At 61.8% G+C, this 20282-nt stretch carries 21 protein-coding genes; 14 read left to right on the top strand and 7 right to left on the bottom strand.

Annotation, left to right across the window (positions count from 1 at the left end):
* Positions 1-23: 23 nt before the first annotated feature.
* Positions 24-1022, bottom strand: coding sequence for a Bug family tripartite tricarboxylate transporter substrate binding protein (locus tag BLU85_RS25060; protein WP_170847648.1), 999 nt, complete (start codon positions 1020-1022; stop codon positions 24-26).
* Between the two features lie 449 nt (positions 1023-1471).
* Between BLU85_RS25060 and BLU85_RS25055 the strand changes: the two genes are divergently transcribed.
* A complete protein-coding gene (locus BLU85_RS25055; RefSeq protein WP_003198779.1) occupies positions 1472-2143 on the top strand; it encodes a response regulator in 672 nt (223 codons plus the stop codon).
* Positions 2136-3527 carry a sensor histidine kinase gene (locus BLU85_RS25050; RefSeq protein WP_092172537.1) on the top strand — a complete coding sequence of 464 codons (1392 nt, stop codon included), beginning with the start codon at positions 2136-2138 and terminating at the stop codon, positions 3525-3527. The genes BLU85_RS25055 and BLU85_RS25050 overlap by 8 nt, the downstream gene beginning before the upstream one ends.
* Before the next feature lie 170 nt (positions 3528-3697).
* Here the strand turns inward: BLU85_RS25050 and BLU85_RS25045 are convergent, their stop codons facing one another.
* Both BLU85_RS25045 and BLU85_RS25040 read right to left on the bottom strand, forming a co-directional pair.
* Positions 3698-4519, bottom strand: a complete 822-nt coding sequence (locus tag BLU85_RS25045) for an HDOD domain-containing protein (protein WP_092204428.1) — start codon at positions 4517-4519, stop codon at positions 3698-3700.
* Between the two features lie 35 nt (positions 4520-4554).
* Positions 4555-5496 carry a CAF17-like 4Fe-4S cluster assembly/insertion protein YgfZ gene (locus tag BLU85_RS25040; protein WP_092204429.1) on the bottom strand — a complete coding sequence of 314 codons (942 nt, stop codon included), beginning with the start codon at positions 5494-5496 and terminating at the stop codon, positions 4555-4557.
* A 149-nt stretch (positions 5497-5645) separates the two neighbouring features.
* Between BLU85_RS25040 and BLU85_RS25035 the strand changes: the two genes are divergently transcribed.
* Complete coding sequence (locus tag BLU85_RS25035; protein ID WP_003184348.1) at positions 5646-5900, top strand: FAD assembly factor SdhE; 255 nt, start codon at positions 5646-5648, stop codon at positions 5898-5900.
* Positions 5884-6336: a protein YgfX gene (locus BLU85_RS25030; protein ID WP_092204430.1), complete on the top strand. Its 453-nt coding sequence runs from the start codon at positions 5884-5886 to the stop codon at positions 6334-6336. The genes BLU85_RS25035 and BLU85_RS25030 overlap by 17 nt, the downstream gene beginning before the upstream one ends.
* Here BLU85_RS25030 and nadB read toward each other — a convergent pair.
* Positions 6305-7921, bottom strand: a complete 1617-nt coding sequence (gene nadB, locus BLU85_RS25025) for an L-aspartate oxidase (RefSeq protein ID WP_092204431.1) — start codon at positions 7919-7921, stop codon at positions 6305-6307. The genes BLU85_RS25030 and nadB overlap by 32 nt on opposite strands.
* Before the next feature lie 559 nt (positions 7922-8480).
* On the opposite strand from nadB, the gene rpoE reads away from it, so the two are divergent.
* The 4 genes from rpoE to BLU85_RS25000 all read left to right on the top strand — a co-directional run bounded on the left by rpoE (position 8481) and on the right by BLU85_RS25000 (position 12306).
* The gene (gene rpoE / locus BLU85_RS25020) at positions 8481-9062 is read left to right on the top strand and encodes an RNA polymerase sigma factor RpoE/AlgU (protein WP_003172477.1); all 582 of its coding nucleotides are present in this window, start codon (positions 8481-8483) and stop codon (positions 9060-9062) included.
* A 31-nt stretch (positions 9063-9093) separates the two neighbouring features.
* Entirely contained in the window at positions 9094-9681 is a 588-nt protein-coding gene (locus BLU85_RS25015; protein WP_092204432.1) for a sigma-E factor negative regulatory protein, read from the top strand.
* Positions 9682-9693: 12 nt separating this feature from the next.
* The gene (locus BLU85_RS25010; RefSeq protein ID WP_092204433.1) at positions 9694-10641 is read left to right on the top strand and encodes a MucB/RseB C-terminal domain-containing protein; all 948 of its coding nucleotides are present in this window, start codon (positions 9694-9696) and stop codon (positions 10639-10641) included.
* A 234-nt stretch (positions 10642-10875) separates the two neighbouring features.
* Positions 10876-12306, top strand: a complete 1431-nt coding sequence (locus BLU85_RS25000) for a DegQ family serine endoprotease (RefSeq protein WP_092204434.1) — start codon at positions 10876-10878, stop codon at positions 12304-12306.
* A 62-nt stretch (positions 12307-12368) separates the two neighbouring features.
* Here the strand turns inward: BLU85_RS25000 and BLU85_RS24995 are convergent, their stop codons facing one another.
* Entirely contained in the window at positions 12369-13802 is a 1434-nt protein-coding gene (locus BLU85_RS24995; protein ID WP_092204435.1) for a M48 family metalloprotease, read from the bottom strand.
* A 98-nt stretch (positions 13803-13900) separates the two neighbouring features.
* Here BLU85_RS24995 and BLU85_RS24990 point away from each other — a divergent pair, with 98 nt between their 5' ends.
* Complete coding sequence (locus tag BLU85_RS24990) at positions 13901-14140, top strand: sulfurtransferase TusA family protein (RefSeq protein WP_053120054.1); 240 nt, start codon at positions 13901-13903, stop codon at positions 14138-14140.
* 32 nt (positions 14141-14172) lie between these two features.
* On the top strand, positions 14173-15243 hold the full coding sequence (locus BLU85_RS24985; protein WP_092204436.1) for an AI-2E family transporter: 1071 nt from the start codon (positions 14173-14175) through the stop codon (positions 15241-15243).
* Positions 15244-15373: 130 nt separating this feature from the next.
* Here the strand turns inward: BLU85_RS24985 and BLU85_RS24980 are convergent, their stop codons facing one another.
* Both BLU85_RS24980 and BLU85_RS24975 read right to left on the bottom strand, forming a co-directional pair.
* Positions 15374-15847, bottom strand: coding sequence for a peroxiredoxin (locus tag BLU85_RS24980; RefSeq protein WP_092204437.1), 474 nt, complete (start codon positions 15845-15847; stop codon positions 15374-15376).
* A gap of 10 nt (positions 15848-15857) precedes the next feature.
* Positions 15858-16418 (bottom strand): glycine cleavage system transcriptional repressor, encoded by a 561-nt coding sequence (locus BLU85_RS24975; protein ID WP_003184325.1) that lies wholly within the window; start codon positions 16416-16418, stop codon positions 15858-15860.
* 315 nt (positions 16419-16733) lie between these two features.
* Between BLU85_RS24975 and dapA the strand changes: the two genes are divergently transcribed.
* Genes dapA through purC form a run of 4 tightly spaced genes read left to right on the top strand, consistent with a single transcriptional unit; the run spans position 16734 to position 20249 of the window.
* Entirely contained in the window at positions 16734-17612 is an 879-nt protein-coding gene (gene dapA, locus BLU85_RS24970; protein ID WP_060738759.1) for a 4-hydroxy-tetrahydrodipicolinate synthase, read from the top strand.
* 17 nt (positions 17613-17629) lie between these two features.
* The gene (gene bamC / locus BLU85_RS24965; protein WP_092204438.1) at positions 17630-18745 is read left to right on the top strand and encodes an outer membrane protein assembly factor BamC; all 1116 of its coding nucleotides are present in this window, start codon (positions 17630-17632) and stop codon (positions 18743-18745) included.
* A 4-nt stretch (positions 18746-18749) separates the two neighbouring features.
* The gene (locus BLU85_RS24960; RefSeq protein WP_092204439.1) at positions 18750-19508 is read left to right on the top strand and encodes an MBL fold metallo-hydrolase; all 759 of its coding nucleotides are present in this window, start codon (positions 18750-18752) and stop codon (positions 19506-19508) included.
* 27 nt (positions 19509-19535) lie between these two features.
* Positions 19536-20249, top strand: a complete 714-nt coding sequence (purC, locus tag BLU85_RS24955; RefSeq protein WP_057449754.1) for a phosphoribosylaminoimidazolesuccinocarboxamide synthase — start codon at positions 19536-19538, stop codon at positions 20247-20249.
* The last annotated feature ends 33 nt before the right edge of the window (positions 20250-20282 follow it).

The raw sequence follows: 20282 nt of genomic DNA, 5'->3' as shown, positions 1-20282 counted from the left end.
CGCCGCCACGCGAACAGAGACGGTTACTGGATCAGGCCGAACTCTTTGGCCAGCACCTTGTAATCAGCCACTTGTTTCTTCACGTAGGTGTCCAGTTCCGGGCCGGTCATGGCAAACGGGAACAGCTCGCGCTGGTCGCGCAGCTTGGCGAACTCTTCGGAAGCCAGCAGCTTGTCGAATGCCTCTTTCCACCAGGCGTAGTCTTCATCGCTGACTTTTGGCCCGAGGTAGAAGCCGCGGACCACCGGCCAGACGATGTCATAGCCTTGCTCGCGGGCGGTGGGGATGTTTTTCATCTCCGGCTCGTCGATGCGCTTCTCGGCAAACACCGCCAGCAGGCGCATGTCGCCGCTCTGGATGTGGGGCATGGAGTCGGAAATGTCGGTACTGCCGACCTGGATGTGGCCGCCGAGCAGCGCCGTGGCGATCTCGCCGCCGCCTTCGAGGGCCACGTAACGCAGGTCGCGGGGGTTGATGCCGGCGGCCTTGGCGATCAGGGCGGTCTGCATCCAGTCCTGGCTGCCGACGGTGCCGCCGGAACCGATGACTACCGACCCCGGATCTTTCTTCAGGGCCTGTACCAGATCGTCGAGGTTCTTGTAGGGCGAATCGCTTTTCACCGCGATGGCGCCATAGCTGGTGCCGACGGCGGCCAACCAACGCACGGCGCTTTCATCGAAACGACCGAACTTGCCCTGGGCCAGGTTCAGCAACGAGCCACTGGACCAGGCCACCAATGTGCCGGCGTCGGCCGGACGCTGGGCGACCACTGCGTTGTAGGCTACCGCGCCGACGCCGCCGGGCATGTAGGTGACGCGCATCGGCTTGGTCAACAGCTTCTGGTTGACCAGCGCGCTTTGCACCAGCTTGCACGTCAGGTCGAAGCCGCCGCCAGGGGAGGCCGGGGCGATGCATTCGGGGCGCTTGGGTTCTTTGGCCGGATCAGCGGCGAGCAACTGCCCGGCGAACATCAGGCATCCGGCGGCCAAGGCTACTTTACGCAGTGATAGGTTCATCGTTATCTCCACAGGAGTTGTTGTTGTGTGTGGTGTAGATTTGGTGTTGCTGGCCCCCGGCCCTCGCGGCGCGGATGGCGGGCGCAGGTTGTTTGCCGAACGTATCGGGATTGAAGGCGTGGGAGGGCACCAGACCGAGGCGTGATGGCGCTGGCCAGGGTGGTCTGATTGAAGCGGGAAAGGCGGGTAGGCATTGGGGCCTGGAGCTGTAGAGACAGCATGTGATGACTCCGCTTTTATTGTTTTTATTCGGCGAAAACGCTTCGAGGCGTTTTTCGTTCGCGAGGTGCGTCGCGGCGGGCAGTCGAAACCGTCCGTGGGAGGACTCTAACGGCTCAACCTTTCGCTAACCTTTCAAAATCTTTCAACGTGTTTTTGGCTTCACAGGGGCGGATGCGGCTGTAAACTCCGCGCCAAAGAATGGCGTCGACCATCCCTGAATCGAGGAATAACCCATGCGTGTTCTGCTCGTCGAAGACCATCTGCAGCTCGCCGAAAGCGTTGCCCAGGCGCTCAAGAGCACCGGTTTGACCGTGGACGTGCTGCACGACGGCGTCGCGGCCGACCTGGCCTTGAGCAGCGAGGAATACGCCGTGGCGGTGCTCGATGTCGGGCTGCCGCGCATGGACGGTTTCGAGGTGCTGGCGCGCCTGCGGGCTCGCGGCAAGACTTTGCCCGTGCTGATGTTGACCGCCCGCAGCGACGTCAAGGACCGCGTCCATGGCCTCAACCTCGGTGCCGACGACTACCTGGCCAAGCCATTCGAGCTCACTGAGCTTGAGGCCCGGGTCAAGGCCCTGTTGCGCCGCAGCGTACTGGGCGGCGAACGCCAGCAGCGCTGCGGCGGGCTGGTCTATGACCTGGACACCCGGCGTTTTACCCTCGACGATGAATTGCTGACCCTGACCTCCCGCGAGCAAGCCGTGCTCGAAGCATTGATTGCCCGGCCGGGGCGGGTGATGAGCAAGGAGCAACTGGCGGCCCAGGTGTTCGGCCTGGACGAAGAAGCCAGCCCGGATGCCATCGAAATCTACGTCCATCGCCTGCGCAAGAAACTCGACGGCCATGCAGTCGCGATCGTGACGTTCCGCGGCTTGGGCTACCTGCTGGAAAACCGCAATGCATAAGCCCGACAGCCTGCGCTGGCGGCTGCTCTGGAACCTGGCGTTGCTGCTGGTGGTGCTGATGCTCGCCAGCGGCCTGAGCGCCTACTGGAACGGCCGCGAAGCGGCGGACACCGCCTATGACCGGACCCTGCTGGCCTCGGCCCGGACCATCGCCGCGGGCCTGTCCCAGCGCGACGGCAGCCTCAGCGCGGATGTGCCCTACGTGGCCCTGGACACCTTTGCCTACGACAGTGCCGGGCGCATTTATTACCAAGTCAATGACATCGACAAGAAGTTGATCTCTGGCTACGAAAATCTTCCCGGCCCGCCGCCCGGGACGCCCCGCACGGACGATTACCCGGCCCTGGCGCGCTTCTATAACGCCCAATACCAGGGGCAGAGCGTGCGGGTGGTGAGCCTGCTCAAGGCGGTGAGCGAGCCGAACATGAATGGCATGGCGGAAATTCGCGTGGCCGAGACCGAAGAGGCGCGGGTCAGCATGGCCCGTGGCCTGATGGCCGACACCCTGTTGCGCCTGGGCATGCTGGCCGTGGGCGCGCTGCTGTTGGTGTGGTTTGCGGTCAGTGCGGCGTTGCGCCCGTTGGAGCGCTTGCGCACGGCGGTGGAGGAGCGCCAGCCGGACGATCTGCGGCCGTTGCCGCTGGTGGAGGTGCAGCACGAATTATGGCCGCTGGTGCGGGCCCTGAACCATTTCACCGAACGCCTGCGCGGGCAATTCGAGCGGCAGGCTCAGTTCATCGCCGATGCCGCCCATGAACTGCGTACGCCGCTGGCCGCGCTCAAGGCGCGCCTGGAGCTGGGTTTGCGCGCCAGCGAGCCGGCGACCTGGCGTGAAACCCTGGAGACCGCGGCTCAGGGGACCGATCGATTGACCCACCTGGCCAACCAGTTGCTGTCCCTGGCGCGGGTGGAAAATGGCGCCCGGGCCATTGCCGAAGGCGGTGCTCAGTTGCTCGATCTCAGCCAGTTGGCCCGTGAGCTGGGCATGGCCATGGCCCCGCTGGCCCATGCCCGAGGCGTGGCGCTGGCCCTGGAAGCCGACGAGCCGGTATGGCTGCGGGGCGAGCCGACCTTGTTGAACGAGCTGTTGAGCAACCTGGTGGACAACGCCCTGGCCCACACTCCGTCGGGCGGCAACGTGATCCTGCGGGTCACCGCACCGGCGGTCCTGGAAGTCGAGGACGACGGGCCAGGCATTCCGCTGCATGAGCGGGACCGGGTGTTCGAGCGCTTCTATCGACGCAACCAGCAAGTGGCCGGTTCCGGGCTGGGGTTGGCGATCGTCGGCGAAATCTGCCGCGCGCATCTGGCGCAGATCACCTTGCATGACGGGCAGGAACGCGGGCTGAAGGTGCGGGTGAGCTTTATCCCTGGTTCAGATTAAGCCCGCTATTGTGGCGAGGGGATTTATCCCCGCTGGGCTGCGAAGCGGCCCCAACTGGCGATTGCGGCCTGTTCAAACAGACTGCGAGGGGCGCTTCGCGCCCCAGCGGGGATAAATCCCCTCGCCACAGGTCAGCGCCTGATCCAGGTTTCGTGGTGTCAGCCTGGGGCTCAATAAAACATCGACCGCGCTTCTTCGATATCCGCACACCGGGCCTTGTTCTCCGGGTCGATGCCCAGTTTCTTGAAGGCTGGGACGCCGAATACATCAATCTTGCTCAGGGGATGGTCGGTGTCCTTGTAGCAATACAGCGCAGCGACCTGCACCAGGTCGACATAATCGATTTGCCTGGAGTCGCGGTTGAAATCCAGATACAGCCCCGGCAGCTTCACCAACCGCTCCGGAAATTCCCAGACACTGAGCAATTTGTCCCCCAGCACCGGGTGAATCGTTTCGATCACATGGTTGAGGCTGACCGGGTCCGAGAGCAGTTCATTATTGTCCTGTGCGTACGTAAGGATCGGCAGCACGCCGATCTGATGCACCAGACCACCCAACGCAGCCTGGTCCGGCTTGAGTTGGGTGTAGCCGCGACACAACGCATAGCTGACGCCGGCGATCTCCAGGCTTTTGCGCCAGACTTCGCGCATCTTCAGTTCCACCACCTCGGAGCGGGCGTGGAAAATCTGCTCCATCACCAGGCCAATGGCCAAGTTGCTGCTGTAGTTGACGCCCAGTCGAGTGATGGCCGTGTGCAGGTCAGTGACTTCCTGGGTGGCCCGCAACAGCGGGCTGTTGACCACTTTTATCAGGCGTGCCGAGAGGGCCGTATCGCGGCCGATCACTTTGCTCAGGTTGCTGACGCTGATTTCCGGGTCTTCGGCGGCCCGGCGAATCTGCATGGCCACTTCCGGTAATGTTGGCAGAACCAGGTCATCGTTATCGATGGCCTGCACCAAATCCCGTTGGACCTTATCCGCCAAATCGCTCATTTCGGTTCTCTAGGGTGTTGCGACAAATGCTGCGATCAGCGCTGGATTTCGCGGTCGCGGTCCAGTTCGTAAGGCAGGTCCAACAATTGAAGGCGAGGGCCTTCCAAGGCACCGAGGTGCAGATTGTCATCTTCTGCAGCTTCGGCCTGTAATACCGCCAGCAGTTCAATGTTTCCTTCGCCGCGGGCGGCAATCACCACTTCGCCGATGGAACTGCCGTGAGTGGGGGAGAACAGCGCCGTGCCGGGTTCCGGCAGTTCGCTGGCGTCCAGTTGCAGGCGATACAGGCGTCGCTTGAGCTTGCCCAGGTATTGCATGCGCGCGACGATTTCCTGGCCGGTGTAGCAGCCTTTCTTGAAGCTGACGCCGCCGACGGCCTGCAGGTTGAGCATCTGTGGGATGAACAGTTCGCGGGTGGTTGGCATGACCTGGCCGATCCCGGCACGGACCTGGCCCAGCAGCCAGGGGTTCAGGTCCGCCTCGGCCAGCTCCGCGCCCAGGCGGGTTCGCAGTGCCTGTGCCTGTTCGGCGGGTGCCCAGAGCTCGGCGCGGCCGGGAGACACGCGGATGGCGATCAAGGCTTCATGGCGCGCCACGCTGTCGGTGTCGCTCGGCAGTTCGAGGCCCAGTCCAGCCAGGGCATCGTCGGCATTTTCCAGGCCGAAGCGAACCCAGGCGGCGCTTTCGTCGGTGAGCTTGGATTTGGAGAACACGGCGTATTTTTTCAGGTCCGCCAATTGCGGTTCGAGCAGTTCGGTGGCCATGGCCATCAACACACCGTCGCCTTCGAGCAGGATGCGGAAGCTCGATTGCATCCGGCCTTTCTGCGTGCAGCGGGCGCCGAGGCTGGCCCGGTTGTCGCTCAGGTAGTCGAGGTTGCAGGTCAATTGGCCTTGCAGGAATTTGCTGGCATCCACGCCGCGGACCGCAAGGACGCCTTCGTGGGACAGGGTGCAGAAAAAAGCGAAATCAGCCATGGGTCATCGCAGGGTAAAAAGTCTGGTAGACATCATAAGGGGACGCCCTTGAAATGGGTAGTTCACAAAGGATCGGTGGTGCCTGACCAAAGCCGTCTGTCGCGCTGTGGCGAGGCCTGTATACTTGCGCTCTATTTGAGGAGCGCTCCATGGTCGAAGATGTTGAACTGAATCGCCTCTACTGGCACAGCCGCCGCGGCATGCTTGAGCTGGACGTGTTGCTGGTGCCGTTCGTGAAAGAGGTTTACCCCCACCTCAATGAAGTGGACCGTGCATGCTACGTCCGCCTGCTCGAATGCGAGGATCAGGACATGTTCGGCTGGTTCATGGAGCGCAGCGAATCCGAAGACCCCGAGTTGCAGCGCATGGTCCGGATGATCCTGGACCGTGTCCAACCCAAGTAATCGCTTCGAATGCCGCTGGCAGGCCTCCGGGCAACTGCTGGCGGCCTATCTGCTGGCCCAGGTGTTCGCCCTGGGTTCGTTGTTGCTGTTGTCCATCGCGTCCTGGTGCGCCGCGCTTGGCATTATCGTGTGCCTGGCCCATGGCGCCTGGGCGATCCCCCGGCATGTGGTGCTGACCCATCGCCGGGCCTTTTGCGGATTGCGCCACAATGCCGCGGGCTGGCAGCTCTGGAGCCGGGCCGATGGCTGGCGGGCTGTGCAGTTGCGCCCCGATAGCCTGGCGCTGCCGCTGATCATCGTGCTGCGTTTCCGATTGCAGGGTGAGCGACGGGTCCGATCGCTGTGCGTGCTCCGCGACGCGCTGGCGCCGGATGTCCATCGGCGCCTGCGGGTGCGGCTCAGGTTCAGTCGGCGTAGGTGGGCGGCACCAGGATAGTGTCCAGTGCCTCGGGCAGCAGGTTCGGGTAGTCGAGGGTGTAATGCAGCCCCCGGCTTTCCTTGCGTTCCATGGCCGAGCGAATCATCAGTTCCGCCACCTGGGCCAGGTTGCGCAGTTCGATCAGGTCGCGGCTGACTTTGTAGTTGCTGTAGAACTCGTCGATCTCATCCAGCAGCAAGCGCACCCGATGCTGTGCCCGTTGCAGGCGTTTGTTGGTGCGTACGATGCCCACGTAGTCCCACATGAAGCGCCGCAGTTCATCCCAGTTGTGGGCAATGATCACGTCTTCGTCCGAGTCGGTGACCTGGCTGGCGTCCCACGAGGGCAGGGCGACCGGAATGGCGATCTGCGGCAGTTGCTCGAGGATGTCTGCCGCCGCCGAACGGGCGTAGACGAAACATTCCAGCAGCGAATTGCTGGCCATGCGATTGGCGCCGTGCAGGCCGGTGAAGCTGGTTTCGCCAATGGCATACAGGCCAGGCACGTCGGTGCGGCCGTGTTGGTCGACCATCACGCCGCCGCAGGTATAGTGCGCCGCCGGCACCACCGGGATCGGTTGTTTGGTGATGTCGATGGAAAACTCCAGGCAGCGCTCGTACACCGTCGGGAAGTGGCTCTTGATGAACGCTTCGGGCTTGTGGCTGATGTCCAGGTAGACGCAATCGATACCCAGGCGCTTCATTTCGTGGTCGATGGCCCGGGCGACGATGTCGCGCGGCGCCAGTTCGGCGCGCGGATCGAAGCGTTGCATGAAGCGTTCGCCGTTGGGGAGCTTCAAATGGGCCCCTTCGCCACGCAGGGCCTCGGTCACCAGGAAGCTCTTGGCCAGTGGGTGATAGAGGCAGGTGGGGTGGAACTGGTTGAACTCCAGGTTCGCCACCCGGCAACCCGAACGCCAGGCCATGGCGATGCCGTCGCCGCAAGCGCCGTCGGGGTTGCTGGTATAGAGGTAGACTTTCGCCGCGCCACCGGATGCCAGGACGACGAAGCGCGCGCCGTAGGTGTCGACTTCGCCAGTGCCGCGATTGAGCACGTAGGCGCCCAGGCAGCGGTCACCGTCCAGGCCCAGGCGTTTTTGGGTGATCAGGTCGACCGCGACGCGCTGTTCCAGCAATTCGATGTTCGGTCGTAATCGCGCCTGGGCGAGCAGGGTCTTGAAGATCGCCGCCCCCGTGGCGTCGGCCGCGTGGATGATGCGCCGATGGCTATGGCCGCCTTCGCGGGTCAGATGGAACTCGAAACCGCCGTCTTCGGTGCCCGATTGTTCGTCACGGGTAAACGGCACGCCCTGGTCGATCAGCCACTGGATGGCTTCCCGGCTGTGCTCGACGGTGAAACGCACCGCTTGCGGATCGCAAAGGCCACCGCCGGCGTTGAGGGTGTCGTCGACATGGGATTCAATGGTGTCGGTATCGTCCAGCACGGCGGCGACACCGCCCTGGGCCCAGAAGGTCGAACCGTTGGCCAGATCGCCCTTGCTCAGCACTGCGATGCGCAAATGCGCAGGCAAGGTCAGCGCCAGGCTCAATCCGGCGGCTCCGCTGCCGATTACCAGAACATCGTGTTGAAACTGTTGGCTCATTCGAATGGTTTCCGCTCAAGGCGACCCGGGTCGGGGTTGGCGCCAGACACCGCTTCAACGGGTCGGGCAGCCACGCAGCCCACTAGTATATAGAGGGGGGGATCGGCACAATAGTCGGGCATTCATGGCAATGTGAAACCAGCGTGACAGAAAAGCGACACGCTTCGTCGGATCATCCGCTTGGCTTTGAGCCGATAAAGGCGGCCGTTTCGAGGACAGAACGCTGTTTATCACGTCATGGGGGCCTGATATTCAGTTCATGGTGGTGTAAATAGCGGGAACTTTTGCCAAGCGCCTACGTTCAATAGACGGTTGTCTGCAAAAGGGAGCAGCGTCGGGTTGGTGCAAGATTTCGATTGGAATCTCGGCCGACAGACCCGATGACAGATTATTCGCGCAGCCGGGGAATCTCCTGCTGCGTTTTTCGTGCGTGCCGAGATCAGAGCGCGCCGGAAACTTGCTTGGAAGGGGGAGAACTTTTGCGAAAAGCCCGAGTCTATGTTTGCAAGCCCGGTCAATTAGTAATGCAAGCCTCCTTCGAGCTTATCGAGGAGTGTTCATGCTAACCCAGGAAGAGGATCAGCAGCTGGTCGAGCGGGTCCAACGCGGCGACAAGCGAGCTTTCGATCTGCTAGTGCTGAAATACCAGCACAAAATTCTCGGGTTGATCGTGCGTTTCGTGCACGACACCCATGAAGCGCAGGATGTCGCTCAGGAAGCCTTCATCAAGGCCTACCGCGCACTTGGTAATTTCCGCGGGGACAGCGCGTTTTACACGTGGCTTTACCGCATCGCCATTAACACGGCGAAAAACTATCTGGTTTCACGCGGCCGCCGGCCGCCGGATAGTGACGTAAGTTCTGAAGATGCCGAGTTCTATGATGGCGATCATGGCCTCAAGGATCTCGAATCACCGGAACGTGCGTTGCTGCGGGATGAGATTGAAGGCACCGTCCATCGAACCATCCAGCAACTGCCTGAAGATTTGCGTACGGCTTTAACTTTACGTGAATTCGACGGTCTGAGTTACGAAGACATTGCGAGCGTCATGCAATGTCCTGTGGGCACCGTGCGCTCCCGGATTTTCCGCGCTCGGGAGGCCATCGATAAAGCCCTGCAACCCTTGTTGCAGGAAAACTAGAGACAGCGGCGACAGCCAAGAGAGGAACGCCATGAGTCGTGAAGCCCTGCAGGAATCGCTGTCCGCAGTTATGGACAACGAAGCGGACGAACTTGAATTGCGTCGGGTACTGAATGCCTTCGACGATGTTGAAACACGTGAGACCTGGGCTCGTTACCAGATCGCCCGGGCTGTCATGCACAAGGATTTGCTGCTTCCACGCCTGGACATCGCCGCGGCCGTTTCTGCTGCATTGGCTGACGAAGCCGTACCGGCAAAAGCCTCACGCGGATCATGGCGCAGCCTGGGTCGCCTGGCGGTAGCCGCGTCGGTCACCGTTGCCGTATTGGCCGGTGTGCGCCTGTACAACCAGGATGAGATTGCCGGCGTGCAAATGGCGCAGCAGTCCAACCAGCCTGGCTTGGCCGCTCCACAGGTCAAGGGCCCAGCGGTATTGGCCGGTTACAGCGAAGGTTCGGAAACCGCGGGCCCGATGGTCAACGGTGTTCTGCAAGGCCAGCCCGGCTGGCATGATCAGCGTCTGCCCAACTACCTGCGTCAGCATGCCCAGCAAGCTGCCCTGAAAGGTACCGAAAGCGCGCTGCCTTACGCCCGTGCCGCCAGCCTGGAAAACCGTTAATAAGGAAAACCATTGCGCGCCATACCTCTATTCACGCTTATGCTTGGTGGCTGGTGTGCGATTCCAGCCCATGCCGATGAGGCTCAGGACTGGTTGAGCCGCCTGAGTCAAGCCGAGCAACAGCAGAGCTTCCAGGGCACTTTCGTTTACGAGCGCAACGGTAGTTTTTCTACGCATAACATCTGGCATCGCGTCCAGGATGGCAAGGTCCGCGAGCGGTTACTCCAGCTCGACGGCTCGGCACAGGAAGTCCTGCGCATTGATGGGCATACTCAATGCGTCAGCGGCTCCTTGATCGCGGGGCTGGGCAATGCGCCGGACGGCACTTCACGTGCGCTCGATCCGCAAAAACTCAAGAATTGGTATGACCTTGCCGTCGTAGGCAAGTCGCGCGTGGCCGGGCGTCAAGCGGTCATCGTGGCGTTGACGCCCAAGGACCAGCATCGTTATGGCTTCGAGCTGCACCTGGACAAAGAGACCGGCCTGCCGCTCAAGTCCCTGTTGCTCAATGACAAGGGCCAGTTGCTCGAACGTTTCCAGTTCACTCGCTTGAACGTCGCAGTGCCCACGGACGGTGAGTTGCAAGCCAGCGCCGAATGCAAGGCTGTCGCGCAGGATCCCGGCAAGGCCGTTGCGGTGAAAGCCGCCTGGCACTCGGACTGGTTGCCGCCCGGCTTTGAACTGACCAGCAGTGCCATGCGCAAGGACCCGGACACCCAGATCCAGGTCAGCAGCTTGATGTACGACGATGGCCTGGCACGCTTCTCGGTGTTCCTGGAGCCGTTGAACGGTGCCAATGCCACCGATACCCGTACTCAACTCGGTCCGACGGCTGCCGTCTCCCGCAGGCTCACGACGCCCCAAGGCGAAATGATGGTCACGGTGGTCGGTGAGATTCCTATCGGTACGGCGGAACGGATCGCGCTTTCCATGCGCTCCGACGTCACCGCGACTCAATAGCCGGTTGACGGCGCGGGTGATTCGATTGCGCGAGAGGCTGATGACGCCAGGGCTTGATCGAAATGCCGAAACTTCCTGTCAGCATTTTCATTTGCAAAAACCCAGCTTTTTTTCTATAGGTCAGAGCCGCTCGGCTCTGGCCTTGTCTGTTCCCGGAACAAAAATACCGGCGTATCTTTCCCTGGTATTCCTTGCTCCATATCGCTTAACCATGCTCGTCGTAACGGGAGCCGTATGTCGATACCACGCTTGAAAACCTATCTCTCCATTTTTGCCACCGTGCTTGTGCTCGGCCAGGCCGTTCCTGCCGTGGCGGTCGAATTGCCTGATTTCACGCAACTGGTCGAGCAGGCTTCACCCGCCGTGGTGAACATCAGCACGACCCAGAAGCTGCCGGATCGCCGTGTATCGGACCAGCAGATGCCGGACCTGGAAGGCTTGCCGCCGATGCTGCGGGAGTTCTTCGAGCGTGGCATGCCACAACAACCCCGTTCGCCCGGCGGTGGCCGTCAGCGCGAAGCCCAATCCCTGGGGTCGGGCTTCATCATTTCGCCTGATGGCTACATCCTGACCAACAACCATGTGATCGCCGATGCCGACGAAATCCTGGTTCGCCTGGCCGACCGCAGCGAGCTCAAGGCCAAGCTGATTGGCACCGACCCACGTTCCGACGTGGCGCTGTTGAAAATCGAGGCCAAGGACCTGCCGGTGCTCAAACTGGGTAAATCCCAGGACCTGAAAGCCGGCCAATGGGTCGTTGCCATCGGTTCGCCGTTCGGCTTCGACCACACCGTGACCCAGGGTATTGTCAGTGCCATCGGTCGCAGCCTGCCGAACGAAAACTACGTGCCGTTCATCCAGACTGACGTACCGATCAACCCGGGTAACTCCGGTGGCCCGCTGTTCAACCTCAACGGTGAAGTGGTCGGTATCAATTCCCAGATCTACACCCGTTCGGGCGGCTTCATGGGCGTGTCGTTCGCGATTCCGATCGACGTTGCCCTGGACGTGTCCAACCAACTGAAGAGCGAAGGCAAGGTCAGCCGTGGCTGGTTGGGGGTGGTGATCCAGGAAGTGAACAAGGACCTGGCCGAGTCGTTCGGGCTGGATAAACCCGCCGGTGCGCTGGTGGCGCAGATCCAGGAAGGTGGCCCGGCTGCCAAGGGCGGTCTGCAAGTGGGTGACGTGATTCTGAGCATGAATGGTCAGCCGATCATCATGTCCGCCGACCTGCCGCACCTGGTGGGGGCCCTCAAGGCTGGCTCCAAGGCCAATCTGGAAGTGATTCGCGAGGGCAAGCGCAAGAATGTCGAGTTGACCGTCGGGGCCATTCCTGAAGAGGGCAAGGAGCTGGATTCGCTGCCCAAGTCCGGCGTCGAGCGCAGCAGCAACCGCCTGGGCGTGGCCGTGGCAGAGCTGACCGAAGAGCAGAAGCGCACCCTGGAGCTCCAGGGCGGTGTGGTGATCAAGGAAGTGCAGGACGGTCCTGCCGCGTTGATCGGTCTCCAGCCGGGCGACATCATCACGCACCTGAACAACCAGGCCATCGGTTCGGCCAAGGAATTCACCGACATTGCCAAGGCATTGCCGAAGAATCGTTCGGTGTCGATGCGGGTCCTGCGTCAGGGGCGTGCGAGCTTCATCACCTTCAAGCTGGCCGAATGATCGGTTAGCCGCTGAAAAAAAACCGCCTCGAAAGAGGCGGTTTTTTTACGCCTGGCGAATGCTCAGCCCATCATGTCCTTGACCATGCGTTCCTGCTCCATGAGTTCCCGCTGGCGGGCATCGATGCGCGACGACAGGGGGAAATTGGTGCCGGCGCGCCGTTTGGCGAAGTCCAGTTGCTGGATGGCCTGACGGTAGTCGCCCACCAGGGCGAAATACTCGGCACGGGCCTGATGCAGGCCAATGATGTTGCCTGACAGCCCGCGGGTCTCGGCCACCATGTACCAGATGTCCGGATCGTCCGGGCGCGACTTGAGCAAGGTTTCCAGGGCTTTCTCGGCATCGGCGGGGCGGTTCTGCTTGAGCAGCAGGTCGACGCGTACCTGGTTCAGCGGATAGTTGCCCGGGTACTGGCTCAGCATCCGGTCGACGCGGGATTGAGCGTCGGCCAGTTTGTTGCTGGTGATGTCCAGGTCCACCTGGGCGAGGTTGTAGATGATCTCGTTGGGCGATTTAGCCAGTAACGGCTTGAGATTCTCCCGTGCGTCATTCAACTGGCCGCCCTTGATCTGCGCGATCGCCAGGCCATAGCGGGCCACGTCGTTCTTCGGGTTCTCATCCAGCTGTGCCCGGAAACGCTTGGCGCCCAGGCCCGGGGTTTCTTCGTAGGTCAGCTGGACCCGCGCGCGAATCAGTTGATAGCGCACACTGTCTTCGATGCCGCCCGGCCTGGCCTGTTCGGCGCGGTTGCGGGTGTCGGCGATCCGCGATTCGGTCACCGGGTGAGTCAGCAGGAATTCCGGCGGCCTGGCGTCGAACCGGTACTGGCGCATCAGGCGCTCGAACATGGTTGGCATGGACCGCGGGTCGTAGCCGGCCTTCTCGAGGTTCTGGATGCCGATGCGATCGGCTTCCTGTTCGTTCTGGCGCGAGAAGCGCCGTTGTTCCTGGATGGCGGCGGCCTGGGTCCCGGCGATGGCCGCGATCCCGGCGTCACCGCCACCGGCGGCGGCAATCACGATGCCAGCCAGCAGCGCCGCCATCATCGGCACCTGCATGCGTTGCTGGGCTTCGACGCCGCGGGCGAAGTGGCGTTGTGACAAGTGCGCCAGTTCGTGGGCCATGACCGAGGCGTATTCGCCTTCGGTCTGTGCGTTGAGGAACAGGCCGCCGTTGACCCCGACGATGCCGCCCGGTGCGGCGAAGGCGTTGAGCTGCGGGCTGTTGATCAGGATGAACTCCAGGCGCCGGTCGTTGACCTGGCTGGTTTCCACCAGCTTGTACACGCTGGTTTCGACGTAGTCCTTGAGCTGTGGATCGTTGAGCTGTGAAACCTGGCTGCGCAGCAGGGCCAGCCAGGCGCGGCCCAGTTGGTGCTCCTGTTCTGGCGAGACGATGGCAGAACTGGCATCGCCAAGTGACGGCAAGTCGTCGGCGAAGCCCGGTGAGGCAAGCAGGCAAGCGAGCGTCAGCAGGGTGGGGCGCAGAAATGTCATGCACGAAGCCTTAGTTGACAAAGACCCTACTGTAGCCGGACACCGGGCCCGGGACCAGATATTCTAGGCCGCTCAACGACCTGCCGCGGAGCGAACCCATGACTGATGCTGTAGCCCACGATGCCGAACTGGACGCCAGCGGCCTGAATTGTCCGTTGCCGTTGCTCAAGGCCAAGCTGGAACTCAACCGCCTGGCCAGCGGCAGTGTGCTCAAGGTGATCGCCACGGATGCGGGCTCGCAACGTGACTTTCGCACCTTCGCCCGATTGGCCGGTCATACGCTGCTGCGTGAAGAAGACGAAAACGGCGTCTACCGTTACTGGCTGAAAAAGGCCTGAAAAGAACCGATAGCGTCTCTTAAGGATTTTTAATGTTCAAAGTGTTACGCGATTGGATTCAGCGCTACTTCTCCGATGAAGAGGCGGTGGTTCTGGCAGTGCTGCTGTTCCTGGCGTTTACCGCCGTGCTGACCCTGGGCGGCATGCTGGCACCGGTGCTGGCGGGAATGGTGCTGGCGTATCTCATGCAGGGGCTGGTCACGACGCTGGAGCGTTTGCGGCTGCCCGGCGCTGCGGCAGTCGGGCTGGTGTTTGCCCTGTTCATGGGCGTGCTGGTGGTGTTTATCGTGGTGATCGTACCGTTGCTCTGGCACCAGTTGGTGACCTTGTTCAACGAGTTGCCGGGGATGCTCGCCAAGTGGCAGTCCCTGCTATTGCTGCTGCCTGAGCGTTATCCACACCTGGTGTCCGACGAGCAGGTTTTGCAGACCATCGAAGTGGTACGCGGCGAGATCGGCAAGTTCGGCCAATGGGCCCTGACGTTCTCGCTGTCCAGCCTGCCGCTTCTGGTCAACATCATGATCTACCTGGTGCTGGTACCGATCCTGGTGTTCTTCTTCCTCAAGGACCGGGAAATGATCGGGCGTTGGGTGCGTGGCTACCTGCCTCGTGAGCGTGCGCTGATCACTCGAGTGGCCCAGGAGATGAATCGGCAGATCGCCAATTACATTCGCGGAAAAGTCATCGAGATTTTCATCTGCGGCGGCGTGACCTATATCGGTTTCGTGACCATGGGGCTCAACTACGCCGCCCTGCTGGCGCTGCTGGTGGGCATTTCAGTGGTGGTGCCTTACGTCGGCACCGTGGTGGTGACCGTGCCGGTGGCCTTGATTGCGCTGTTCCAGTGGGGCTGGAGCGATCAGTTCATCTACCTGATGGCGGTCTACGGGATCATCCAGACCCTGGACGGCAACGTGCTGGTGCCGCTGCTGTTCTCCGAGGCGGTGAACCTGCATCCGGTGGCGATCATCTGTGCGGTGCTGCTGTTTGGCGGGCTGTGGGGATTCTGGGGGGTGTTCTTTGCGATTCCCCTGGCGACGCTATTCAAGGCGGTGCTGGATGCGTGGCCGAGCAAGGAGCCGGTTGTCGCGCCGCTGTTGTAGCTTTGACCGATGGGGTGAGGCGGATGGCCTCATCGCGAGCAAGCTCGCTCCCACACTGGATTGGTGATGTTAATCAATCGGTGTGGGAGCGAGCTTGCTCGCGATAGCGCCAGTAAATGCAGCTAAAGTTTCAGCCCTTGTTGAGGGCCTGGGCCGCCGCCAGCACCGCATCCACATGCCCCGGCACCTTCACGCCACGCCATTCCTGGCGCAGCACGCCGTTCTTGTCGATCAGGAAGGTGCTGCGATCAACGCCCAGGTATTCCTTGCCGTAGAGCTTCTTCAGCTTGATCACGTCGAACAGCTGGCAGACCGTCTCGTCCTTGTCGCTGATCAGTTCGAACGGGAACTCCTGCTTGCACTTGAAGTTCTCGTGGGACTTGAGACTGTCCCGGGAGACGCCGAACACTTCGGTGTTGGCGGCCTGGAATTGCGCGTACTGATCGCGAAAGCCCTGGCCTTCGGTGGTGCAGCCGGGAGTGCTGTCCTTGGGGTAGAAATAGATCACCACCTGCTTGCCCTTGAGGGCGGCGAGGCTGATGGTCTGCCCGCTGGTGGCGGGCGCCTGGAAATCGGTAACCGGCTGGTCGACGGCAACGGTCATGAACGCTTCCTTACATTGGGTTTTGTGGGCGCCACGGTTCGATCAGGGCATCCAGGTTCATCGCATCGGCGAAGTCCAGGAACTGATCGCGCAGCCAGCTGATCTGGGTGCCGGCGGGCAGGGTCACGGTGAACGTGGCGTTGAGCATGGTGCCGCCGGTCTGTGGGGCCTGATAGGTGTCGCAGGTCAGGTTCTCCAGCTCGACGTGGTGGTCCATGAAGAACTGGCACAGCTCGTTGATGATGTCCGGACGGTAGGCCGAGCTCACGTAGGCCACATAGGGCAGGGCCTGTGGACGGTTCTCCAGGGCGGCGCTGCGCACGACGTTGACGGTAAAGGCATGCTTCTTGGCCAGCACCGGCAGGCTGCCTTCCAGGCGCGCCAGGGCGTCCCAGCTGCCGGAGATCTCGAGCACGAGTGCACTGCATTCGCCATGGCGGGTCAGGCGTGAGGTCACGACGGCGCAGCGATTTTCATGGCTGGCGCGGCACAGGACGTTAGTCAGCTCCATGGGGTTGGCGCCAAGGGCACTGATAACAAGGAATTGTTCGCGGACTGTGGGGGTGGACATGCAGCATTCCTAAAGCGATGAGCGGTCGGTACCTTTGCCGCTCGACACAGCGCCCGGCCCGGGAAAACGAACGGCTCAAGCCTTGTGCCCGGGGTTGCGCTGCATTCCGCGACAGCGGGAAAGCACCAGGACAAACCCGGGATCGGGGCTTGTGGCGTCGAAAACGGAGGCTGGAAACCGGCGTATGAGCTTGTCGGTACCGATCAAAGCCTGAAGGGTAGCGAAAACCATCGCCCAGGGGAATGGTAGTTCGCTTGTACAAGCATCTTGGCGCCAGTACCATTACCGCTCTCTTTTTCCGGCAGGAGCGGTTTCATGATTGCGGGCAGTATGGTGGCACTGGTCACACCCATGGATGCACAAGGGCATCTTGACTGGGCCAGCCTCAGCAAACTCGTGGACTTCCACCTTGAGAACGGCACCCATGCCATTGTCGCCGTCGGTACCACCGGCGAGTCGGCAACCCTCGACGTCAATGAGCACATCGAAGTCATCCGTGCCGTGGTCAAGCAGGTCAACGGTCGCATCCCCGTCATCGCCGGTACCGGCGCCAACTCGACTCGCGAAGCCGTCGAGCTGACCCGCAACGCCAAGGAAGCCGGTGCCGACGCCTGCCTGCTGGTCGTCCCGTACTACAACAAGCCGACCCAGGAAGGCTTGTACCAGCACTTCAAGCACATCGCCGAAGCCGTCGACATCCCGCAGATCCTCTATAACGTTCCTGGCCGCACCTCCTGCGACATGCAGGCCGAGACCGTGATCCGCCTGTCCACCGTGCCGAACATCATCGGCATCAAGGAAGCCACCGGCGACATGAAGCGCGCCAAGGCCATCCTCGATGGCGTGAGCAAGGACTTCATCGTGCTGTCCGGGGATGATCCGACAGCGGTGGAGCTGATCCTGCTGGGTGGCAAGGGCAACATCTCCGTCACCGCCAACGTTGCCCCGCGCGAAATGGCCGACCTGTGCGAGGCCGCGCTCAAGGGCGACGCCGAGACCGCTCGGGCCATCAACGAAAAACTGATGCCGCTGCACAAGGACCTGTTCATCGAGGCCAACCCGATTCCGGTGAAGTGGGCCTTGGTCGAAATGGGCCTGATGCACGAAGGCATCCGCTTGCCACTGACCTGGCTGAGCACCCCCTGTCACGAACCGCTGCGGCAGGCCCTGCGCCAGTCCGGCGTCCTGGTTTAATTGAGGAAGTACAACGCATGAAGCGAATGGCCGGACTTTCCGCACTTGCCTTGATTATCTCCAGCACCAGCGGCTGCGGATGGATCTGGGGACCGGAAGGTTACTTCCGCGACCGTGGTAGCGATTACCTGCAAGCGCAACAGACTGCACCGATGCAACTGCCGCAAGACGTCAACATCGCCAAGCGCCTGGATCCGCTGCTGCCGATTCCGCGCAACGTCGCGGACGACAGCGTCAAGGGCGAATACGTCGTCCCTCGTCCGCAGCCGCTGTCGGCCGTGGCCGACGCCAGCGACTACACCCTGCAGAAGAGTGGCGATTCCAGCTGGGTCATGGGCCAGCATCCGCCAGCCGAAGTCTGGCCGGTGGCGATCCAGTTCTTCCAGGACAACGGTTTCCGCCTGGACGAACAGCGCCCGCAGACCGGCGAGTTCACCACCACCTGGCAGCGCTCCGATGAACTGTCCGCCGCCATGGCCAAGCGCTTGAGCGCCGCCGGTGTCGCGGCCGACAGCGAAACCCGCGTGCGGGTGCGTATCGAGCCGGGCGTGCAGCGCAACACCAGTGAAATCTATGTGGTCAGCGCCGAGCGTCCTGCCGGCAGCACCACCGACGTGGCCTTCACCAACCGTTCGGTCAACACCGGCCTCGACGCTGCGCTGGTGGATGACATGCTCGCCAGCATGAGCCGTACGGCGGAGCAGGGTGGTTCGGTCTCGATGCTGGCATCCAAGGAATTCGATGCGCCGAGCCGCGTCAGCCTGAGCGAAGACGGCAGCGGCAACCCGGTGCTCAACGTCGGCTCCGACCTGGACCGTGCCTGGTCGAGCGTTGGTCGTGCGCTGGAACAGGGTGAGTGGCGCGTCGAGGACATCAACCGCAGCCTGGGCCTGTACTACATCAACCTCGCCGAGAAGGCCGAGAAGAAAGACGACAAGCCTGGCTTCTTCAGTGGCCTGTTCGGCAGCAAGCCGGACAAGGAAGAGATCGAAGCCCGGGCCGAGCGTTACCAGGTTCGCCTGAGCAAGGTCGGCGAAAGCGTCCAGGTCACTGTCGAGAAGAACATCAACACCGTGGCGCCGGCCGATGTGGCCCGCAAGGTATTGAGCGTGATTCAGGATAACCTGGGCTGATCCGATGCGTTTTGCCGTTCTCGGCAGCGGTAGCCAGGGCAACGGCACGCTGGTCGCCAGTGCTGGCACGTACGTGTTGGTCGATTGTGGTTTCTCCCTGCGGGAAACCGAGAAACGCCTGTTGCGCCTGGGTGTGCACCCGGCGCAACTGAGCGCGATACTTGTGACCCACGAGCATGCCGACCACGTGCATGGCGTGGGTTTGCTGTCTCGGCGCTACAATCTGCCGGTGTACCTGAGTCGTGGGACACTGGCAGGCCTGCGCAAGCCCATCGAGCCAGCCGGCTTCGTGGTCGGTGGCGAGCAACTGCGTGTCGGTAGCCTGGACATCAGCGTGGTCAGTGTGGCGCACGATGCCCGGGAACCGACGCAATATGTATTCAGCGACGGCGAGCGGCGCTTCGGGCTGCTCACCGACCTGGGGTCGTATTGCGACAGGGTGATGGACAGTTACCGGGACCTCGATGCATTGATGATCGAGTCCAACCACTGCCGTGACATGCTGGCCCGTGGTTACTACCCGTACTTCCTCAAGCAGCGGGTAGGCGGGGAGCACGGACATTTGAACAACCACCAGGCCGCGTTCCTGGTGGCCGAGTTGGGCTGGCAAGGCCTGCAACACCTGGTCCTGGCCCATCTGAGCAGCAAGAACAACCTGCCGCAGCTGGCCCGGCAATGTTTCGTCGACACCCTCGGGTGCGACCCGGACTGGCTGCAACTGGCCGATCAAGATTCAGGGCTCGACTGGCGACATATCGCCTAGCCCACTACTTAGCAAGCGGAGCCCATCATGGAAAAACGTGAAGAACTCTACCGCGGCAAAGCCAAGTCGGTTTACAAGACCGACGACGCTGACCGCTTGATCCTGCTGTTTCGCAACGACACCTCGGCGTTCGACGGCAAGCGCATCGAACAGCTGGACCGCAAGGGCATGGTGAACAACAAGTTCAACGCCTTCATCATGCAAAAACTCGAAGCCGCCGGCGTGCCGACCCAGTTCGACAAGCTGCTGGGCGACAACGAATGCCTGGTCAAGAAGCTGGACATGATCCCGGTCGAATGCGTCGTGCGTAACTACGCCGCCGGCAGCCTGGTCAAGCGCCTGGGCGTGGAAGAGGGCATGAAGCTCAACCCCTACACCTTCGAGCTGTTCCTGAAGGACGACGCCAAGGGCGACCCGTTCATCAACGAATCCCACGTCGTGGCATTCGGTTGGGGCACCACCGAGCAACTGGCCCGCATGAAGGAATTGTCCCTCAAGGTCAATGAGGTGCTGACCAAGCTGTTCGACGACGCCGGCCTGCTGCTGGTGGACTTCAAGCTTGAATTCGGCGTGTTCAGCGACGGTTCCATCGTCCTGGGCGACGAATTCAGCCCGGACGGTTGCCGACTGTGGGACAAGGACACCAAGAAGAAGATGGACAAGGACCGCTTCCGCCAGGGCCTCGGTGACGTCATCGAAGCCTACGAAGAAGTCGCCCAGCGCCTGGGTGTACCGCTGTAATCGACGCAAGCATCTGATAGCACGGAAAAAATT

It is taken from the genome of Pseudomonas sp. NFACC14 (assembly GCF_900106885.1).
GTDB lineage: Bacteria > Pseudomonadota > Gammaproteobacteria > Pseudomonadales > Pseudomonadaceae > Aquipseudomonas > Aquipseudomonas fluorescens_AA.
This window is presented reverse-complemented; position numbering and strand designations above follow the sequence as displayed.